This window comes from Paenibacillus sp. GCM10023250, assembly GCF_042653205.1.
Taxonomy (GTDB): Bacteria; Bacillota; Bacilli; order Paenibacillales; family Paenibacillaceae; genus Paenibacillus_Z.
In genome coordinates this window covers 21,470-39,398 of record NZ_JBHSHY010000045.1, presented here as the reverse complement: position 1 = coordinate 39,398, position 17,929 = coordinate 21,470, and the positions used below count along the sequence as shown (strand labels likewise).

15 protein-coding genes and 2 pseudogenes are annotated in these 17,929 nt (G+C 66.0%); 13 read left to right on the top strand and 4 right to left on the bottom strand.

Annotation, left to right across the window (positions count from 1 at the left end; all coding sequences use genetic code 11):
* Positions 1 to 209: pseudogene (locus ACFPB1_RS23485) on the bottom strand (hypothetical protein); the annotation flags it as partial.
* A gap of 359 nt (positions 210 to 568) precedes the next feature.
* On the opposite strand from ACFPB1_RS23485, the gene ACFPB1_RS23480 reads away from it, so the two are divergent.
* The 3 genes from ACFPB1_RS23480 to ACFPB1_RS23470 all read left to right on the top strand — a co-directional run bounded on the left by ACFPB1_RS23480 (position 569) and on the right by ACFPB1_RS23470 (position 3,683).
* The gene (locus ACFPB1_RS23480; protein WP_379228572.1) at positions 569 to 1,129 is read left to right on the top strand and encodes a glutathione peroxidase; all 561 of its coding nucleotides are present in this window, start codon (positions 569 to 571) and stop codon (positions 1,127 to 1,129) included.
* Positions 1,130 to 1,389: 260 nt separating this feature from the next.
* The gene (locus ACFPB1_RS23475) at positions 1,390 to 1,668 is read left to right on the top strand and encodes a hypothetical protein (RefSeq protein ID WP_379228571.1); all 279 of its coding nucleotides are present in this window, start codon (positions 1,390 to 1,392) and stop codon (positions 1,666 to 1,668) included.
* A 1,190-nt stretch (positions 1,669 to 2,858) separates the two neighbouring features.
* Positions 2,859 to 3,683: a sulfite exporter TauE/SafE family protein gene (locus tag ACFPB1_RS23470; protein ID WP_379228575.1), complete on the top strand. Its 825-nt coding sequence runs from the start codon at positions 2,859 to 2,861 to the stop codon at positions 3,681 to 3,683.
* Positions 3,684 to 3,878: 195 nt separating this feature from the next.
* Here ACFPB1_RS23470 and ACFPB1_RS23465 read toward each other — a convergent pair whose 3' ends face one another.
* Entirely contained in the window at positions 3,879 to 4,310 is a 432-nt protein-coding gene (locus ACFPB1_RS23465; RefSeq protein ID WP_379228569.1) for a VOC family protein, read from the bottom strand.
* 303 nt (positions 4,311 to 4,613) lie between these two features.
* Positions 4,614 to 5,817, bottom strand: a pseudogene (locus ACFPB1_RS23460) (multidrug effflux MFS transporter).
* A 267-nt stretch (positions 5,818 to 6,084) separates the two neighbouring features.
* Here ACFPB1_RS23460 and ACFPB1_RS23455 point away from each other — a divergent pair.
* From ACFPB1_RS23455 to ACFPB1_RS23445, 3 genes are read left to right on the top strand one after another with little or no spacing between them, the layout of a single operon-like run.
* On the top strand, positions 6,085 to 6,954 hold the full coding sequence (locus ACFPB1_RS23455) for an amino acid ABC transporter substrate-binding protein (RefSeq protein ID WP_379228568.1): 870 nt from the start codon (positions 6,085 to 6,087) through the stop codon (positions 6,952 to 6,954).
* A gap of 19 nt (positions 6,955 to 6,973) precedes the next feature.
* The gene (locus ACFPB1_RS23450; protein WP_379228567.1) at positions 6,974 to 7,651 is read left to right on the top strand and encodes an amino acid ABC transporter permease; all 678 of its coding nucleotides are present in this window, start codon (positions 6,974 to 6,976) and stop codon (positions 7,649 to 7,651) included.
* Between the two features lie 39 nt (positions 7,652 to 7,690).
* Positions 7,691 to 7,882, top strand: a complete 192-nt coding sequence (locus ACFPB1_RS23445; RefSeq protein WP_379228566.1) for a hypothetical protein — start codon at positions 7,691 to 7,693, stop codon at positions 7,880 to 7,882.
* Positions 7,883 to 8,125: 243 nt separating this feature from the next.
* On the opposite strand, the gene ACFPB1_RS23440 is transcribed toward ACFPB1_RS23445, so the two are convergent.
* Positions 8,126 to 8,332, bottom strand: a complete 207-nt coding sequence (locus ACFPB1_RS23440; protein ID WP_379228565.1) for a hypothetical protein — start codon at positions 8,330 to 8,332, stop codon at positions 8,126 to 8,128.
* 584 nt (positions 8,333 to 8,916) lie between these two features.
* Here ACFPB1_RS23440 and iolG point away from each other — a divergent pair.
* From iolG to ACFPB1_RS23405, 7 genes are all read left to right on the top strand, one after another.
* Complete coding sequence (gene iolG, locus ACFPB1_RS23435) at positions 8,917 to 9,954, top strand: inositol 2-dehydrogenase (protein WP_379228564.1); 1,038 nt, start codon at positions 8,917 to 8,919, stop codon at positions 9,952 to 9,954.
* Complete coding sequence (gene iolD, locus ACFPB1_RS23430) at positions 9,951 to 11,810, top strand: 3D-(3,5/4)-trihydroxycyclohexane-1,2-dione acylhydrolase (decyclizing) (protein ID WP_379228563.1); 1,860 nt, start codon at positions 9,951 to 9,953, stop codon at positions 11,808 to 11,810. The genes iolG and iolD overlap by 4 nt, the downstream gene beginning before the upstream one ends.
* A gap of 30 nt (positions 11,811 to 11,840) precedes the next feature.
* Entirely contained in the window at positions 11,841 to 12,749 is a 909-nt protein-coding gene (iolE, locus tag ACFPB1_RS23425) for a myo-inosose-2 dehydratase (RefSeq protein ID WP_379228562.1), read from the top strand.
* Positions 12,746 to 13,585 carry a 5-deoxy-glucuronate isomerase gene (gene iolB / locus ACFPB1_RS23420; protein WP_379228561.1) on the top strand — a complete coding sequence of 280 codons (840 nt, stop codon included), beginning with the start codon at positions 12,746 to 12,748 and terminating at the stop codon, positions 13,583 to 13,585. Before iolE ends, iolB begins: the two co-directional genes overlap by 4 nt.
* Positions 13,586 to 13,588: 3 nt before the next feature.
* Positions 13,589 to 14,590: a 5-dehydro-2-deoxygluconokinase gene (gene iolC, locus ACFPB1_RS23415; protein WP_379228560.1), complete on the top strand. Its 1,002-nt coding sequence runs from the start codon at positions 13,589 to 13,591 to the stop codon at positions 14,588 to 14,590.
* A gap of 216 nt (positions 14,591 to 14,806) precedes the next feature.
* Positions 14,807 to 16,249: a CoA-acylating methylmalonate-semialdehyde dehydrogenase gene (locus tag ACFPB1_RS23410; RefSeq protein WP_379228574.1), complete on the top strand. Its 1,443-nt coding sequence runs from the start codon at positions 14,807 to 14,809 to the stop codon at positions 16,247 to 16,249.
* A 64-nt stretch (positions 16,250 to 16,313) separates the two neighbouring features.
* Positions 16,314 to 17,333 (top strand): LacI family DNA-binding transcriptional regulator, encoded by a 1,020-nt coding sequence (locus tag ACFPB1_RS23405; RefSeq protein ID WP_379228559.1) that lies wholly within the window; start codon positions 16,314 to 16,316, stop codon positions 17,331 to 17,333.
* Positions 17,334 to 17,929 lie beyond the last annotated feature (596 nt).

Genomic DNA, 17,929 nt, shown 5'->3' with positions numbered 1-17,929 from the left:
GGCGCGGCTTCGGCGGCGGCGCTTGGCGCCCGGCCGCCGGCCGCCAGCGCGAAGGCCGTGCCCGCGGCCGCGGCGGCCGGGCCGACGCCCGCGGCGACGACGTCGAACCGGCGGTCGCTGCCGAGTCCGCGCAGCACCGCTTCGCGTTCCGCGTCGACCGCGGTGACGATCAGTACGCGGCCGCGAATCGAGAATTCTTTATTCATCATGAGGCATCTCCCTTTCGGCGCAGGCCGAGGCCTGCTCGCAGCAAGCCGCCGGGACGGACGTTGGCCGGCCGGCGGATTGCCGCAGGTTGGTTTCTCTTGCAGATCACTAGAATTGTACCGCTGTCGTCCGGGACATTCAACCTGGCGGTCCCGGGGCCGCATCAGATCCGGCGTTCGCGGCTGAAAGACGGACTTGTGCCCGAACGGTCGTCCGAACGTCCGCCGGTTCAGCGGCGCGCCGCGCAGGTTCGGGTTGACGAGCGGTTCCTGGGCTGATACATTTATTTTAGATTTGATGCAATTTAATTAATTAATATCATTCGAGGCATGCCGTGCATGCCATTACGGAGGGATTCACGGTGTCCACGCTTTACGAGCTTCAAGCCACGACCATGACAGGCGAGAACCAATCGCTTTCGGAGTACCAAGGGGACGTGCTGCTCATTGTCAACACCGCCAGCCAATGCGGCTTTACCCAGCAGTACGCGGACCTGCAAAAATTGCACGAGCAGTATGCCGCCCAAGGACTGCGCGTGCTCGGCTTCCCGTCCAACCAATTCGGCGAGCAGGAGCCCGGCACGAATTCCGACGTCCAGAGCTTCTGCCAGATCAACTACGGTGTGACGTTCCCGCTGTTCGCGAAGTCCGACGTCCGCGACGGGAACGCCAATCCGGTGTTCCGCTACCTGACGGAGCAGGCGCCGTTCCGCGGCTTCGACACGAGCGAGCCCAGCGGCAAAATGCTGCACGCCTTCCTGAGCGAAAAGCTGCCGCATTGGCTTGGCGACGATTCCATTAAGTGGAACTTTACGAAATTCCTCGTTGATCGCAACGGCAACGTCGTCGGCCGCTACGAATCGAACGTCGAGCCGCTGGCGCTGGCCGGCGAGATCGAAGCCTTGCTCGGCGCGTCGAACTGATCGGCGTTCGCGTTCCTGCCCGCTAGGGTGACCGCATGAAAGCATTGGTCTCGCGGGCCGGCCGACGCTGGCGCCCCCGAAGCGGATTCCGCTCGCGGAGGGCGCGGCGGCGCATCGCTGGATCGAGAGTCGGGCGAGCACGGGCAAACACGGGCAAACACGGGCAAGAGATTGTTCGTGCCGTAGCGGCGTTTTGAGCGCGCGCGGCCGCTTGTGATACAATGGCACTGCGTGAATGAAGAACGAGAGGTGCTGACGAAGTGAGCGAGCAAATCAACATGATCGAGCTGGTGCAGTTCATCGCCGGCAGGACGAACGCCGACGCCAAGCTGATCGAGCAGGTGCTGAAGCACGAGCAGGCGTTCATCAACAACGCGCCGGAGGACAAGAACGGCGAAGTGAACATCGACAGCGACGAGCTGACGGACTATATCCTGAGCCGCCCGGGGCTCAAGTCGGACGAGCTGACCGTGGAGACGATCCTGGACGCGGAGATGGATTACTTGATGGGAAAAGGCATCGCGGGCTACGTCGACTAAGACGCCGCTGCGTGCCGAAGCGGGGGACAGCAGAGATGCTGTCCTTTTTGCGTTATTGGAGGCGGGCGGGCATCGGCGGGCCGGGGGACGGCGGTACGGGGGACGCATAATCGAGAGGCCGCTGCGGGGCGATTCGCTTGATCGCCGGCAACGGCACGGCGTCGTTGCTGAAGCAGTCGCAGCCGGCTCAGCAGCCGTAAGGCAACGGGGGTGTTCGCGGCTCGTGGAGGCGTAAGCACGTGAGCGGCGCAATTGGCGCTTGGTTTGGCGGCCACGACAGCCGCTATTTTGGTCATTTTGGCTTTCCGCGGGATTTCGCGGACACACGATCCGTTAAGGGGCGCGATTTCCCATTCGGACCTCCCTACATGCCCGAATAACGGCGCTGGTGGCCGCGAAAAGGCGATTTTGCCGCTATTTCGCTGAATAGCGGCTCCTGTGTCCGCGAAAATCGGAACGCATGCTGAGCGGTAGCGCCGATGGCGCAATTCCAGCGGAAATCCGCGAACGACGCTTGGTTTGGCGGCCACGACAGCCGCTATTTTGGTCATTTTGGCTTTTCGCGGGATTTCGCGGCCACACGATCCGTTAAGGGGTGCGATTTCCCCTTCGAACCTCCCTATATGCCCGAATAGCGGCGCTGGTGGCCGCGAAAAGGCGATTTTGCCGCTATTTCGCTGAATAGCGGCTCCTGTGTCCGCGAAAATCGGAACGCATGCTGAGCGGTAGCGCCAATGGCGCTATTCCAGCGGAAATCCGCGAAGGGCGCCAGCGGACGGGCGGCAACTCCAGGGGTTCTAGAGCGGCGATAATGGTGGAGACGGCAATTCCAGCGAGAATCCGCGAAATGGCGCCAGCGGAGAGGGCTTCGACTTCAGCGGGGCCGTGGGCCGCAACTATCGTTATCGACTTTCTGCCTCAGTCGACTCTCCACCTCAACGACATCCCGCCGCAGTCGGCTCCCGTCTCGTCGGCATCCCGGCGCAACCGGTCCCTCTCCTCATCGGCTCCCGGCCGCAATCGTCCTTCCTCATCGGCATCCGGCCGCAGCCCGGACACCATGACCGCCAGAAGGCATGAAAAGCCGGTCCCGCTTCGCTATAATGGGACATGTGTGCGAATAGATAATCCAATTATAGCTAATGATGACCCAAATGAATGCGACAAGAGGTGCGATATCGTTGTTTCCAATGGTGATGACGTGGGACGTTCCCACTTTGCTGGTGATGTTCGCGCTTGGGCTGGTGGCGTCGACCTTCGGCGCCATCGTCGGCCTAGGCGGCGGAGTGATCATCGTGCCGGCACTGCTGCTGCTCGGTCCGTCCATGCTCGGCATGGACATCGACACGGCGCTGGCGGTCGGCGTATCGCTCGGGGCGCTCGTGTTCACGTCGCTGACGTCGACGCTGACGTTCGTGCGGGAAGGCAAGGCGGACCTGCGCAGCGCGCTGTTCTTCTCCACCTCGAGCGGTCCGCTGTCGATGCTAGGGGCGAGCCTGACCTCACTCTTCGATCCGGACGCGTTCCGCCGGGCGTTCGGCTACTTTATGCTGTTCATGGTGGTACTCCTCCTGCTGCGCAACCGGATCAAGCCGTATCAGGGCCGGTGGCGCTACATGCGGTCCTACACGGACGCGGCCGGCGCGCGGCACGAATACGGCTTCAACGCGCTGCCCGCGCTCGTCATCGGCGGCATCGTCGGGCTGATCTCCGGGCTGCTCGGCATCGGCGGGGGCGTGCTGCTCATTCCGGCGATGGTGCTGCTGTTCCGGTTTCCGCCGCATATCGCGTCCGCCACGTCGATGGCGGTCATCTTCGTCTCGGCGGTCTTCGGCAGCGGCATGCATCTGGCCCGCGGCGAATGGGACTGGCTGCTCGTCGCGGCGCTCGCGCCGGGCGCGCTGCTGGGCGGCTGGTTCGGCGCGCGCATCTCGCGGCGGATCGGCAGCGTGCTGCTGATCCGCATCATGTGCGGGGCGCTGCTGCTGTTTGCGCTGCGGATGATCATTACCTGAGGGAGACGGGAGAAGATGGCGTCGGCCGTGGTCGACCCGGGCTTAGCTTGCTCCGTACGCGTACTGCAACGAAGGCGCAGAAAGCTGTCGGGTACCGCGCCAATCGGCCGGATGGACGGCATGCTTAAAGGGGCTGTTCCTTTGTCATTCGTGATGAATGACGGGGGACAGCCCTTTTTCTTCCGACGGCGAGGGTTAAGGCTGCTGTTTGCCTTCGGTGAAGATTTGGAACGGGATGCCGAACTTGTCCGTCAGCGAGCCGTATGCGGAGCTGAAGAACGTTTCTTGGAGCGGCATTTCGACCGTGCCGCCGTCGGCCAGCGCATTGAAGACGCGGGCAGTTTCTTCGGCGTCGCCCAAAGTGATGCAGATCGTCACTTGGTTGCCGGACTTGATCTCTTGGCCCGGGAACGTATCCGAAAACATGACGTCGGATTCGCCGATGCGGATCATGGCATGGCTGACCAGGTTCTTCACGGATTCCGGCAGCGGGAAGTCGGGATTCTCCGGCATCTCGCCGAACGTCTGCTTGAACAGCGCCGTGGCGCCCAGGGCGCGCTCATAGAATGCGATGGCCTCCTGCGCGTTGCCATTCATGACGAAATAGGGAGTCAAACGCAAAGACATGACTGAAACAGCTCCTCTAATTTGATGGGTATGGCCTTTCCGGTGGTGGCAACTCTATCCAGTATCGCCACAAACCCAGTATATATGATCGAACATATGTTCGCAATAAAAAGATGATAGAACCTCCCGAGGGAGGCGGAGGCGCACCGGTGGGCGGGACAATCCCGGCAGCGGATGAACGCTTGCGCGCGATTCCACCTCTCGCTCGGAATGCCGTGCGCCTTGAGCTGGGCGGCGGGCTGAACGCTAGCGCGTGATTCGGCTCTCACCCGGAATGCCGCGCGCGCCTAGCGCCGGGCGCGTTCAAGCCGCGCGCCGGTATCGCCCGGCCATCAGCGCATAGATCAGGACCGCGCCGACGTCCAGGGCCGCGATCAGGATGCCCATCGGCACCGCCGTGTCGCTGCCGGCGATGCCGACGAACGGCGCCACGGCGGAGCCGAAGAGGAACGACATGAGCCCCTGCAGCGCGGCAGCGCTGCCCGCGGCGCTTCCTTGACTGCGCATGGCGAGCGATCGTGGACACGATTCCCACGCTGGCGACGACGAAGAACAGCGGCGGCAGCACGAAGCCGAGCGGCGCATGGGCGAGCAGCATGGCCAGCAGCGCGACGCCGCCCGCAGCGGCCAGGCCGAGCCCGGCGGCGAGCAGCTTCGCTTCGTCGACCCGGCCGGCCAGCCGTCCCGCCAGCTGGCTGGCGCCAATAATGCCGAGGCCGTTCATGGCGAAGCAGAGGCTGAACGTCTGCGGCGAGATGCCGTACACGTTCTGCAGCACGAACGGCGAGCCCGAGATGTAGGCGAACATCGCCGCCATGACGAAGCCCTGCGCGAGCGCGCAGCCCATGAACGAGCGGTCCGTCAGCAGGCGGCGGAAGGTGCGCAGCGTGTTCCCGATGCCGGCCTTGGAGCGGCGCGACGGCGGGAGCGTCTCGGGAAGCCCGAGCAGCACGGCGAGATACATGGCGAGGCCGATCGCGCCGAGCACGAGGAACACGCCATGCCAGTCGGTGACGTGCAGCAGCTGCCCGCCGACGATCGGGGCGGCGATCGGGGCGATGCCGTTCACGAGCATGAGCTGGGCGAAAAACTTCGTCAGCTCTGTGCCGGTATACAGGTCGCGGACGATCGCCCGCGAGACGACGATGCCGGCCGAGCCGGCGAGGCCCTGCAGGAAGCGGAGCGCGACGAAGGCGCCGATGCTCGGCGCGAACGCGCAGACCAGCGAGGCGGCCGTGTAGAGCAGCAGCCCGGCGAGCAGCGGTCCGCGGCGGCCGCGCACGTCGCTGATCGGGCCGGCGCACAGCTGTCCGGCCGCGAGGCCGATCATGCAGGCCGTGAGGCTGAGCTGGGCGAGCGACGCGCTCGTATGCAGGTCTTCCGCGAGCTTCGGCAGCGCAGGCAGGTACATGTCGAGCGAGAGCGGGCCGAACGCGCTCAGCGAGCCGAGCACGCCCGCCGTCCAGAGCCTTCGGGAGCGGGACAGCGCGGCGGACGATTCGGGCATCGGGGATGAAGGCATGGCGTACAAATCCTTTCCGTTTCCATACTTTCCGTGTCTATATCCGTTCCATAGCAGCAGCGCTTAATGAGTCTTCGCGCGGCAACAAACTGCACTCATTATAGGTAGCGGTTCGCGGCACTGTCAACGAACGGGCCCGCGCGATTTCCGGCTCCCGGGGAGCTTCCAGCAAGCCGCCGTATCCGCATGCACGCGGGATAATCCGAAGGAAAAGCCGGCATACTATCCCCGAATCAAAAGGAGGGATTTGCCATGCATACTTGGCAGCGAGGCATCGGCATTGGCGCGCTTGCCGCGGCGCTGCTGCTCTCGGGGACGGCTTGCGGCAGCAAGGGCGGCGGCAATGACGGCAACGGGCCGGCGAACGGCGGGAACGACGCGGCCGGCGGCGCAGAGACCAATACGGGCGCGGCAGGCGGCACGGCGCTCGCGGCCGTCCAGTCGGACGGGGAAATCACGGTCGGCACGGAGGGGACGTACGCGCCGTTCACATTTCACGATAAGAGCGGCAAGCTGACGGGCTTCGACGTGGACATCGCGCAGGAGGTGGCGAAGCGCATCGGGGTCAAGGCGAAGTTCGTGGAGACCAAGTGGGACGGCATGCTGGCCGGTCTCGACGCCAAGCGGTTCGACATGGTCGCGAACGAGGTGACGATCCGGGACGACCGGAAGCAGAAGTACGATTTTTCCGATCCGTACATTCTGTCGAAGGCCGTGCTGATCGTGAAGGACGACAACACGGCGATCAAGAGCCTGGCCGACCTGAAGGGCAAGAAGTCCGGCCAGTCGCTCACGAGTGATCTCGCCGACATCGCCAAGGCGAACGGCGCGCAGATCGTGCAGATCGACGGCTTCAATCAGGCGATCGACCTGCTGACGTCGGGCCGGATCGACGCGACCATCAATGACAAGCTGTCGTTTCTAGACTTGAAGAAGCAGCGTCCGGACGTGCCGATCAAGGTCGTCGCGGAGACGGACAACGTCTCGCAGAGCGGGCTGCTCTTCCGCAAGGGCAGCACGGATCTCGTCGATGCGGCGAACAAGGCGCTGGCGGACATGAAGGCGGACGGCACGTACTTGAAAATCTCCCAAACCTATTTCGGCGAGGACGTCTCGAAGTAAGAGAAAGCGGGTTGGCAACATGAGCGAACATATGGATCGGTACCTGCAGATTTTCGCCGATTCCTTCCTGCCGCTGCTGCGCGCGGGGCTTGTCTTTACCGTGCCGCTGACGCTGATCTCGTTCGCGCTCGGCCTCGTGCTGGCGGTGGCGACCGCGCTGGCCCGGCTGTCGAGCTTTCGGCCGCTCGCCGGGCTGGCGCGCTTCTACGTCTGGATTATCCGCGGCACGCCGCTGCTGGTCCAGCTGTTTATCATTTTCTACGGCTTGCCGCGCCTCGGGCTGCTCATCGACGCGTTCCCGGCGGCGGTCATCGGCTTCTCGCTTAGCGTCGGCGCCTACGGCTCGGAGATCGTCCGCGCGGCGATCGTCTCGATTCCGCGGGGCCAGTGGGAGGCGGCGTACTCGCTCGGGCAGACGCGGGGTCAGGCGCTGCGGCGCATCATTCTGCCCCAGGCCGCCCGGGTGTCGGTGCCGCCGCTCTCGAACTCGTTCATCTCGCTCCTGAAGGATACGTCCCTGGCGGCGGCCGTGACGGTCACCGAGCTGTTTCAGAAAGGGCAGCAGATCGCGGCGGCGACGTACGAGCCGATGCTGGTATATTGCGAGGTTGCGCTTATTTACTTATTGTTCTGCACGGTGCTGGGGGCGCTGCAGCGGCGGCTGGAACGGCATTTCGACCGGTATGCCGCCGTCTAACGCGCGGTCCAAGGCGCCGCCTGGAGGGTGGTATCGCTCATGATCGAAGTTCGCCGGCTGACCAAATCGTTCGGCAGCCTGGACGTGCTCCGCGGCATCGACCTGACGCTCGGGAAAGGAAAGCGAGGCGGCGGTCTGGATCGCGCTGCTCGCGTCGAGGAAGGCCCGCCGGAGCAATGGTTCGAGCGGATGCGGCGGTTTCTGTCCTTGCTGATGGAGCGGGACGGGTGAACGCCGGAGAGTGGGCATGGAAGTTAAGCATGGATGTTAAGCGCTGCAGTTAAGATTAGAGGCTGCGAAGTCGAAGATAAGTCTAAGCAGAAAGCCGGCCCCCGAATCGGAATCGGGGACCGGCTTTTTGTCTGGGCGCCAGATGCTTGGCGCGCCTTCGTCGCGAGAGCGCCGAAGCCGGTGAACGGGGGTTCGGCCGGCTTGGCGCCGCATCCCGGCCGAGAGCTCGCCGAGCACGGCGGGTTACCTGCCGGCTGTAGTTCGCCGCGGGTCCCGGCCGGCGGTCGCGAAGCCGCGGCGCGCGCGGAGCGACCCGGCTCCGGCGGTCCTGGGCAGCCGGCCTCGCATGAGCTCGAACGCGGCGCCGTGATTCGCCGTCCGCGGCGTCAGCGTGCCGAACGTCATGATATGGCTGAAGCGCACTAAGAACGCGAAATCGTCGTAGGACATGAGGCAAGCCTCCCTTTACCGGCCCTTTCGAGCGGCCGGTCGTTGTTGATGCTGGCGTAACGGAATTTACCCTCCCCCCGCGCAGGCGAAACGAAAGGGCCGCTGCTCTGCTGCGGAAAGGCCCGAAGTCCCCTTCGCTTGCAAGCGCCGCCCGCGTCCAGCTCCTAGCGCGGCGGCATGCAGGCCGCCCGAACCGCCGCTCCCGAAAGTTTCGATTGACATAGAAAGGGCTTACATGATTGAATAAAGGTAAGCGCTTAACCCAATCTCTTCCCCTCCATTCCCGAAGCCTGGAGCTCCTCGTTTCGAAGCATGAGGCGGACTGTTGGCGCGCACAATGACGACTCGCGGAGAAACCTGTCGAATCGGGCATGTATCCGACGTTTGCGGGCGATTAGCGAGAAATAGGGAAACCGTTTTACCTACGCGCGGCCGGCCCGATCGCCGGGCGAACGGGCGATTCGCCGGCGCGCGCGGGGCGCAGGGAAGCGCGGACGGACGTCCGGGAGGGAGGACGCCGGCCGGGCGCCGGCGCATGCTGCAAATTGGCAATCAACCACTTAGGAGAGGTGCGGTAACACGACATGAAACCGATTGGCATTGGCATTATCGGCGCGGGGCGCATCGGCCGCCTGCACGCGGAGAATCTGGTCCGGATGAGCGGCGTCCGGATCGTCGCGATCTCGGATCTATTCCCGGATCCGGCGCGGGAATGGGCGGCCGGCATCGGCATTCCCAAGGTAACCGGCGACTACCGCGAGCTGCTGCGCGACGCGGAGATCGACGCGCTGCTCATCTGCTCCCCGACGGGCACGCACGTGGACATCATTACGGAAGCGGCCGAGGCCGGCAAGGCGATCTTCTGCGAGAAGCCCGTCTCCCTCGAGCTCGAGCGGACCTGCGCGGCCATCGAAGCGGCCGAGCGCGCGGGCGTGCCGCTGCAGATCGGCTTTAACCGCCGCTTCGACCCGAACTTCCGCCAAGTGAAGGCGTACATCGAGCAAGGACGCATCGGCGGCGTCCACGCGGTCAAGATCACGTCGCGCGACCCGAACCCGCCGACCCCGGAATACGTCAAGACGTCCGGCGGGTTGTTCCTCGACATGGCGATCCACGATTTCGATATGGCCCGTTACCTGAGCGGCAGCGAAATCACGGAGGTGTACGCGATGGGCGGCGTGCTCATCGACCCGGCGATCGGCGAGATGGGCGACATTGACACCGCGATGATCTCGCTGAAATTCGCAAACGGCGCGTTCGGCACCATCGACAACAGCCGCAAGGCGTGCTACGGCTACGACCAGCGCGTCGAGGTGTTCGGCGCGGACGGCTGCCTGACGGCGGATAACGAGTATCCGAACAACGTCCGCGTCTTCGACGGCACGGGCATCCACGGCGAGAAACCGAAATATTTCTTCCTCGAGCGCTACAGCGCGTCCTACGTGCGGGAGATCGAGGATTTCCTCGCGGCGGTGCGAGGCGAGCGGGAAGTGCCCGTCCAAGGCCGGGACGGCCTGCAGGCGGAATTGGCGGCGCGCGCGGCGGACATCTCCCTGCGCGAAGGCCGTCCGGTGAAGATTTCCGAAGTGACCGATTCCTTAAAGGAGGCTTCCGCGACATGAGTACGATTCGTTTGACGATGGCTCAGGCGCTGGTGCGCTACCTGGACGCCCAGTATGTGGAGATCGACGGGGAAGAACGCAAATTCGTCACGGGCGTGATGGGCATTTTCGGCCACGGCAACGTGACGGGCATCGGCGAGGCGCTGGAGCGAGGCCGAGGCTCGCTCGACTTCATTCAGGGCAAGAGCGAGCAGGGGATGGCGCATGCCGCCGCCGCGTACGCGAAGCAGAGCGGCCGGCTCGCGATCTACGCCTGCACCTCGTCCATCGGGCCGGGCGCGCTCAACATGGTGACGGCCGCCGCGACGGCGACCGTGAACCGGATTCCGCTGCTGCTGCTGCCGGGGGATATTTTCGCCGACCGCCAGCCGGATCCCGTGCTGCAGCAGCTCGAGCATCCGATGGACTATACGGTATCGGCGAACGATGCCTTCAAGCCGGTCAGCCGCTACTGGGACCGGATTGCCCGCCCCGAGCAGCTGATGAGCGCGATGGCGCAGGCGATGCGCGTCTTGACGGATCCGGCCGACACGGGCACGGTTACGATCGCGCTGCCGCAGGACGTGCAGTCAGAGGCATACGATTACCCGGAAGCGTTCTTCCGCAAGCGGGTGCACGCCATCGACCGCCGTCCGCCGTCGTCCTCGGCGCTGGCGCGCGCGGCGAAGCTGATCGCGGGCAAGAAGCGCCCGGTCATCGTCGCGGGCGGCGGCGTCCACTACGCGCTCGCGACCGAAACCTTGCGCACATTCGCCGAGCAGTTCGGCATTCCGGTGACGGAGACGCAGGCCGGCAAGAGCGTCCTGCCGTGGAACCACCCGCTGAACCTCGGCGCGGTCGGCGTCACCGGCACGCTCGCGGCGAACCGTACGGCCGCCGAGGCGGATCTCGTCATCGCGGTCGGCACGCGGCTCTCGGATTTCACGACCGCGTCCAAGACGGCGTTCGCGAATCCGGACGCGGAGCTGCTGTGCGTCAACGTCGCGCCGCTCGATGCCCATAAGCTCGACGGCACGCCGCTCGTGGCGGACGCGAAGCTGGCGCTGGAAGGGCTGGCCGGCCTGCTGGCGCAGCAGGGCTACCGCGCCGGCTACGACAGCGCGGTGCTGGCCGCGCGCAAGGCGGAATGGAACGCGGAAGTGGACGCGCTGTACGCGCTCGAGCGCGAGGACGGCCTGACGCAGACGCGCGCGCTCGGCGTCATCAACGAATTCATCGGCGAGGACGACGTTATCGTCTGCGCGGCGGGCAGCCTGCCCGGGGACTTGCACCGGCTGTGGCGGCCGGGCAAACCGCAAACCTATCATATGGAATACGGCTTCTCCTGCATGGGCTACGAGATTTCCGGGGCGTTCGGCGCGAAGCTGGCCCGCACGGAAGGCGAAGTCTACGCGCTGGTCGGCGACGGCAGCTTCCTCATGCTGCACTCCGAGCTCGTGACGAGCCTGCAGGAGCGGCGCAAAATCACCGTCCTCCTCTTCGACAACCACGGCTTCCAGTGCATTCACAACCTGCAGCGCGGCCACGGCAGCGACGGCTTCGGCAACGAATTCCGCTATAAGGAAGCGGGCGTCCTCGGCGGCGAGCCGCTGCCGATCGACTTCCGCGCGCTGGCCGCGAGCCTGGGCTGCGCGGCGTTCGCGGCGCACGACGCGGATTCGCTGCGCGCGGCGCTGGAACAGGCGGCCGCCTCGGACCGCTCGTCGCTCGTCCATATGCAGGTGCTGCCGGGCACGAACACGGACGGCTACGAGTCGTGGTGGCGCGTCGACGGCGCGGCGGTGTCCGTCAGCCCGAAGGTCATGGCGGCGCACGAGGCGAATGCCAAGCTCCGCAGCCAAGCCCGGCCGATCTAACCATTTTACGAACGATAAGGAGAGGATAGCATGCGTCCGATCGCAGAACGGGTACGGCTCGGCATTTCCGCCATTAACTGGGTCAACGAGGACATGCACGAGCTCGGCGACCATTATACGTTCGAGGATTTAATGCGCGACTTCACGTCGCTCGGCTTCGAGGGCACGGAGATGTGCCGCAAGTTTCCCCAAACCGCCGCGGGCGTCCGCGACGCCTTGGCCGCGCACGGCCTGAAGCTCGGGTCCTGGTGGCGGGGCGTCCGCTTCGCGGACCCCGCCTATCGCGAGGAGGAGCTCGAAGCGTACCGCCGCCATGCGGAATTCCTGAAGGAAGCGGGCGCGAGCCATATCGTCACCTGCGAGGTGTGGGGCGCGCCGCACGCGGATCCCGCGTTCGAAGAGCGCGTCATCCTGAGCGACGAGCAGTGGCAGAGCCTGGCGGAGGGCTTGAACGCCGCCGGCGCGATCGCGAGCGAGCTCGGCATGAAGCTCGTCTACCACTACCACGCGGGCACCGTCGTCGAAGGACCGCGGGAGATCGAGCGGCTCATGGCGGCGACGGACCCGTCGCTCGTGCACCTGCTGCTCGACACGGGCCACGCCGTCTACGGCGGCGGCGACCCCGCCGTCTACGCGGAGCAATACAAGGACCGCATCGCCTACGTGCACCTGAAGGACGTCCGCCCGGACGTGCTGGAGCAGGCGCGCCGCGAGAACTGGGACTTCCTGACCCGCGTCCGGAAAGGCGTCTTCACGGTGCCGGGCGACGGCTGCGTCGACTTCGCCGCGGTGCTCGGGCGGCTGGACGCGAACGGCTACGAGGGCTGGATGATTCTCGAAGCGGAGCAGGATCCGGCCATCGCCGATCCGGTCGATTACGCCGCGCGGGGCAAGGCTCACTTGCTCGCGCTGCTGCAGCAAGGAGGGGTCAAGTCATGAGCGAACTGATCGTGCGCCCGGCGGAGCCGGACGAAGCGGGCAACGTGCTGCGCATCACTCCGGCGTCGGCCGGATGGACGTACGTCGGCTTCGAAGTGTACCGGCTGAAGCCGGGGCAGACGCTGGAGCGGCAGACGGCGGAGCAGGAAGCGTGCCTCGTGCTGCTGAGCGGGCTGGCCGACGCGGAAGCGGGCGGGCAGCGCTGGCCGGGCATCGGCAAGCGCATGCATATTTTCGAGGGCACGCCGCCGTATTCGGTGTACGTGCCGGAGCAGCAGAGCTGCCGCATCACGGCGGTGACGGACGTGGAGCTGGCGGTGTGCCTCGCGCCGGGTCTCGGCGGCGGGCTTCCGGCCCGGCTGATCGCGCCGGAGCAGGTCGGCGTCGAGCCGCGCGGTTACGGCAGCATGACGCGCCGGGTGCAGAACATTTTGCCGGAGAGCGAACCGGCGGACAGCCTGCTGGTCGTGGAAGTGTTCACGCCGGCCGGCAACTGGTCGAGCTACCCGCCGCACAAGCATGACCAAGACAACCTGCCGACGGAGTCCTATCTCGAAGAAACGTACTACCACCGGGTGAATCCGGGCCAAGGCTTCGCGGTGCAGCGCGTCTACACGGACGACCGCTCGCTCGACGAGACGCTGACGGTGCGCGACGGCGAAGCGGTGCTCGTGCCGCGGGGCTATCATCCCGTGTCGGCCGCGCCGGGCTACGACAGCTATTATTTGAACGTTATGGCGGGTCCCGTCCGCACGTGGAAATTCCACAACGATCCGGCGCACGAATGGCTGTTTCCGAAGCCGGCGTCGAGCCCGGAACCGAAAGAGGAGGCTTAAGCGATGAGCAGCGGATTCGCGTTTCCGGAGGGCCGTGCGCTGGATGTCGTCAGCATCGGCCGTCTGTGCATCGATTTGAACGCCAACGAGATCCATCGGCCGCTCGAGGAGACGGTCACGTTCACCCGCTATCTCGGCGGGTCGCCGGCGAACATTACGGTCGCGCTCGCGCGGCTCGGCGCCAAGACGGGCTTCATCGGGAAAATCGCCGGCGACGGCTTCGGCCGCTTCATCCGGCGCTACCTGGAGGAGACGGGCATCGATACGACGTCGGTCGTGGACGATGCGACGGGCGCGGTGACGGGCCTCGCGTTCACGGAAATCAAATCGCCGACGGATTGCAGCATCCTCATGTACCGCGATAACGTCGCGGATCTGAAGCTGGCGCCCGGCGAAGTGAGCGAGGCGCTGATCGCCTCCGCCAAGGCGCTCGTCGTCTCCGGCACGGCGCTGGCCGCGAGCCCTTCGCGCGAAGCGGTGTTCGCGGCGATCGGCTACGCGCGCAAGCACGGCACGCCGGTGGTGTACGACATCGACTACCGGCCATACACGTGGGCGAACCGCGATGAGGTGCAGACGTACTGCGCGCTCGCGGCCGAGCAGGCGGATGTGATCTTCGGCGGCATCGAGGAATTCTCGCTGCTCGAGCCGCAGTCGGACGCGCCGTTCGACGAAGCGGCGGTCGTCGCCCGGTGGCTGGGCCATCGGGCCAAGCTCGTCGTCGTGAAGCGCGGCGGCGACGGTTCGGTCGCCTACGACGCGGACGGCGGCGTGTTCCCGGGCCGCACGTTCCCGGCGAACGTCGTCAAGACGTTCGGCGCGGGCGATTCCTTCGCCGGCGCGTTCCTGTACGGCCTGCTGCAGGGCTGGCCGGTGCCGAAGTGCCAGGATTACGGCGCGGCGGCGGCGCACATCGTCGTCTCGAGCCACAGCTGCTCGGACGCCATGCCGACGCGGGTGCAGGTCGAGGATGTGCTGCGCCGGGTCGGCGCGCTGGAAGTGTAGCGAGGCGGGGGGCGGCGTCGCGGAAGTTCGCCGCGGCGGCGCGCGTCCGGGCTTTGCCGAGGGCGCTGCCCGGCGTTGGCGCGCGGTGAGCGCTCGCGGAGGCGCCGCCCTGTGCCGGCCTGGCACGGCAAGCGCTTCGCGGAGGCACCGCTCTGCGCCGGCCAAGCGGGGCCGGCGTTCATTTTACGATAGGAGTGAAGAGAAATGGCTGATAGCATGCAAACGGTAGCCAATTACATCGGCGGGCAATACGTGCCGTCCCGTTCCGAACGGACGGAGGCGGTGCCGAATCCGGCGACGGGCGAGACACTCGTCCATGTGCCGCTGTCCACGCGGGAGGATCTGGAGGCCGCGGTCCAGGCGGCGAAGGCAGCCTATCCGGGCTGGAGCCAGACGCCGGTGCCGAGGCGGGCGCGGATCCTGTTCAAGTACCAGCAGCTGCTCGTGGAGCATTGGGACGAGCTCGCGAAGCTCGTCACGCTCGAGAACGGCAAGAGCTACGGCGAGGCGTACGGCGAAGTGCAGCGCGGCATCGAATGCGTCGAGTTCGCGGCGGGCGCGCCGACGCTCATGATGGGCAGTGTGCTCCCGGATATCGCGACGGGCATCGAATCCGCCATGTACCGCTATCCGATCGGCGTCGTTGGGGGCATCGCGCCGTTCAATTTCCCGATGATGGTGCCGTCGTGGATGTTCCCGCTCGCCATCGCCTGCGGCAACACATTCATCCTGAAGCCGTCCGAGCGGACGCCGCTCACGGCGAACCGGCTGGCGGAGCTGTTCAAGGAAGCCGGGCTGCCGGACGGCGTGTTCAACGTCGTCCACGGCGCGCATGACGTCGTGAACGGCCTGCTCGAGCACGAAGGCGTCAAGGCGATTTCCTTCGTCGGCTCGCAGCCGGTCGCCGAGTACGTCTACAAGACCGCCGCGGCGCACGGCAAGCGCGTCCAGGCGCTCGGCGGCGCCAAGAACCATTCCATCGTCCTGCCGGACGCGGACCTCGACCTCGCGGTCAAGGAAATCACGAACGCGGCCTTCGGTTCCGCCGGCGAGCGCTGCATGGCGTGCTCCGTCGTGGTCGCCGTCGGCGGCGCGGGCGACGCGCTCGTCGCCAAGCTGAAGGAGCGCGCGGAAGGGCTGTCCATCGGCAACGGCCTTGACGAGGGTGTCTTCCTCGGCCCGGTCATCCGCGGTGCGCACAAGGACCGCACGCTCGGCTATATCAAACAAGGGCTCGAAGAAGGCGCGACGCTCGTGCTGGACGGCCGGGAAGCGCCAGCCGCGCAAGGCCCGGGCTATTTCGTCGGCCCGACGATCTTCGACGGCGTTACGAAGGACATGAAGATTTGGCAGGACGAGATCTTCGCGCCGGTGCTGCAGATCGTCCGCGTCGAGACGCTGGAGGACGCGGTTGCGTGGGCGAACGAATCCGAATTCGCGAACGGCGCCTGCCTGTTCACGTCGAGCGGCGCCGCCGTGCGGCAGTTCCGCGAGACGATCGACGCGGGCATGCTGGGCATCAACGTCGGGGTGCCGGCGCCGATGGCGTTCTTCCCGTTCTCCGGCTTCAAGAAGTCGTTTTACGGCGATCTGCACGCAAACGGCAAGGACGGCGTCGAGTTTTACACCCGCAAGAAAATGATCGTGGCCCGCTACTAGCCGTCATGGCGGACCGCGCCCGACCTATGATACGATGAGCATAAAAGACGGGGGACGTTCACGCATGAAGCCGACGATTTACGACGTCGCCCGGGAGGCGGGCGTTTCGATCGCCACCGTGTCCAAGGTCATCAACCGGACGGGCAAGATCAGCGAGCAAACGCGGGCGCGCGTCACGGACATCATGGAGGCGATGGGGTACGTCCCGAACCTCGTGGCGACGGCGCTTTCGAGCAAGAAAACGTACATGCTAGGCCTGCTGCTGCCGGACATCTCGAATCCGTATTTCGCCGAGCTGGCGCGGAACATCGAGGACCGGGCGCACGAGCTGGGCTACAATATCGTCATTTGCAACACCGATAACCGCGTGGAGAAGGAGCGCGACTACCTCAACTTCCTGCAGCAAAAGGGCGTCGACGGCGTCCTGCTCGCCACCGGCCTCGCGCATCCGGAGTCGCTCGACCTGCTCACGGACCGCAAACTGCCGGTGACGGTCATCGCGCGGGAGGTGCCGCGCTCGCCGGTAAACACCGTGCTCGTCGACGACTACATGGGCGGGCTGCTGGCGACGTCGCATCTGCTGCGGCTCGGCCACCGCGACATCGCCATCATCGTCGAGAGCATGGACCTCGAGAGCTCGCGCCAGCGGCTGAAGGGCTACCGGGCCGCACTGGCGGAGCACGGCGCCGCGTTCGACGAGCGCCGGGTCGCGGTCAGCGACTTCTCGGTCGCATCGGGCATGGACGTCGCCGGCGCCATCCTGGACGCGGCGGACCGCCCGACGGCGGTGTTCGCCTGCAACGACCTGCTCGCGATCGGCACGATCCAGGCGGCGCGGGCGCGGGGCATCCCGGTGCCTGGCGAGCTGTCCGTGGTCGGGTTCGACAACACCTTCCTGTGCGGCATCATCGACCCGGCGCTGACCACGGTCGGCCAGCCGATCCGCGAGCTCGGCCGCCAGGCGGTGGATCTGCTGCACAAGCAGATGGGCAGCGAAGAGCCGGCCCGCCAGCGCGTCGTGCTGCTGCCGGAGCTGGTCGTGCGCGCGTCGACGCAGGCGCCGGGCGGCGCGGCGGGCGCGTGAGCGAGGCGAGGCGCAGCGCAGCAGTCGCGAGGAGCGAGGAGCGAGGCGAGGCGCAGCGTGGTAAGCGAAAGACCTTCCGCGGCCATGGGAACATGGCTGCGGAAGGTCTTTTTGGCGTGCGGCGGCTGGCTGCTGTTGGCGGTTGGTGCCGCCGGTTGGCGGGGCGCTTCGCGTTCCGCCGCCTCACGCTCCATCACCTCGCGCCTAGCGTCTCGCCTGAAACCTCGGGCCTCAAGTCGCGACGCGCGGTCCGTGGCCCATGCGGTCTCGCGTGGCGCCTCGCCTAGCGGGCCGCCTCACGCTCCACGACTTCGCGCCTAGCTTCTCGCCTGAAACCTCGGGCCTCAACTCGCGACGCGCGGTCCGTGGCCCATGCGGTCTCGCGTGGCGCCTCGCCTTGCGTTCCGCCACCTCGCGCCGGGCTTCCCCAATCGTGATACGCGCGGCCAGGCGCGGGCCGGCGATGTGCAGGGCCGACCTGGGAGCTCGTCAGTCGAGCGGCCAGGAGATCCATTATTTTGGATTAAGGCCGCATTTTCTGGGTTTCGCGGCCACAGGAGCGCTTATTTGGCCGAAATCGCCGGCTAATCGTGGGT

Coding starts and splice junctions, on each gene's coding strand:
- ACFPB1_RS23445 (WP_379228566.1), top strand. CDS start 7,691: ATGATCGAAGTTCGCCGGCTGACCAAATCGTTCGGCAGCCTGGACGTG.
- ACFPB1_RS23470 (WP_379228575.1), top strand. CDS start 2,859: ATGGTGATGACGTGGGACGTTCCCACTTTGCTGGTGATGTTCGCGCTT.
- iolD (WP_379228563.1), top strand. CDS start 9,951: ATGAGTACGATTCGTTTGACGATGGCTCAGGCGCTGGTGCGCTACCTG.
- iolE (WP_379228562.1), top strand. CDS start 11,841: ATGCGTCCGATCGCAGAACGGGTACGGCTCGGCATTTCCGCCATTAAC.
- ACFPB1_RS23465 (WP_379228569.1), bottom strand. CDS start 4,310: ATGTCTTTGCGTTTGACTCCCTATTTCGTCATGAATGGCAACGCGCAG.
- iolC (WP_379228560.1), top strand. CDS start 13,589: ATGAGCAGCGGATTCGCGTTTCCGGAGGGCCGTGCGCTGGATGTCGTC.
- ACFPB1_RS23450 (WP_379228567.1), top strand. CDS start 6,974: ATGAGCGAACATATGGATCGGTACCTGCAGATTTTCGCCGATTCCTTC.
- iolG (WP_379228564.1), top strand. CDS start 8,917: ATGAAACCGATTGGCATTGGCATTATCGGCGCGGGGCGCATCGGCCGC.
- iolB (WP_379228561.1), top strand. CDS start 12,746: ATGAGCGAACTGATCGTGCGCCCGGCGGAGCCGGACGAAGCGGGCAAC.
- ACFPB1_RS23440 (WP_379228565.1), bottom strand. CDS start 8,332: ATGTCCTACGACGATTTCGCGTTCTTAGTGCGCTTCAGCCATATCATG.
- ACFPB1_RS23455 (WP_379228568.1), top strand. CDS start 6,085: ATGCATACTTGGCAGCGAGGCATCGGCATTGGCGCGCTTGCCGCGGCG.
- ACFPB1_RS23405 (WP_379228559.1), top strand. CDS start 16,314: ATGAAGCCGACGATTTACGACGTCGCCCGGGAGGCGGGCGTTTCGATC.
- ACFPB1_RS23410 (WP_379228574.1), top strand. CDS start 14,807: ATGCAAACGGTAGCCAATTACATCGGCGGGCAATACGTGCCGTCCCGT.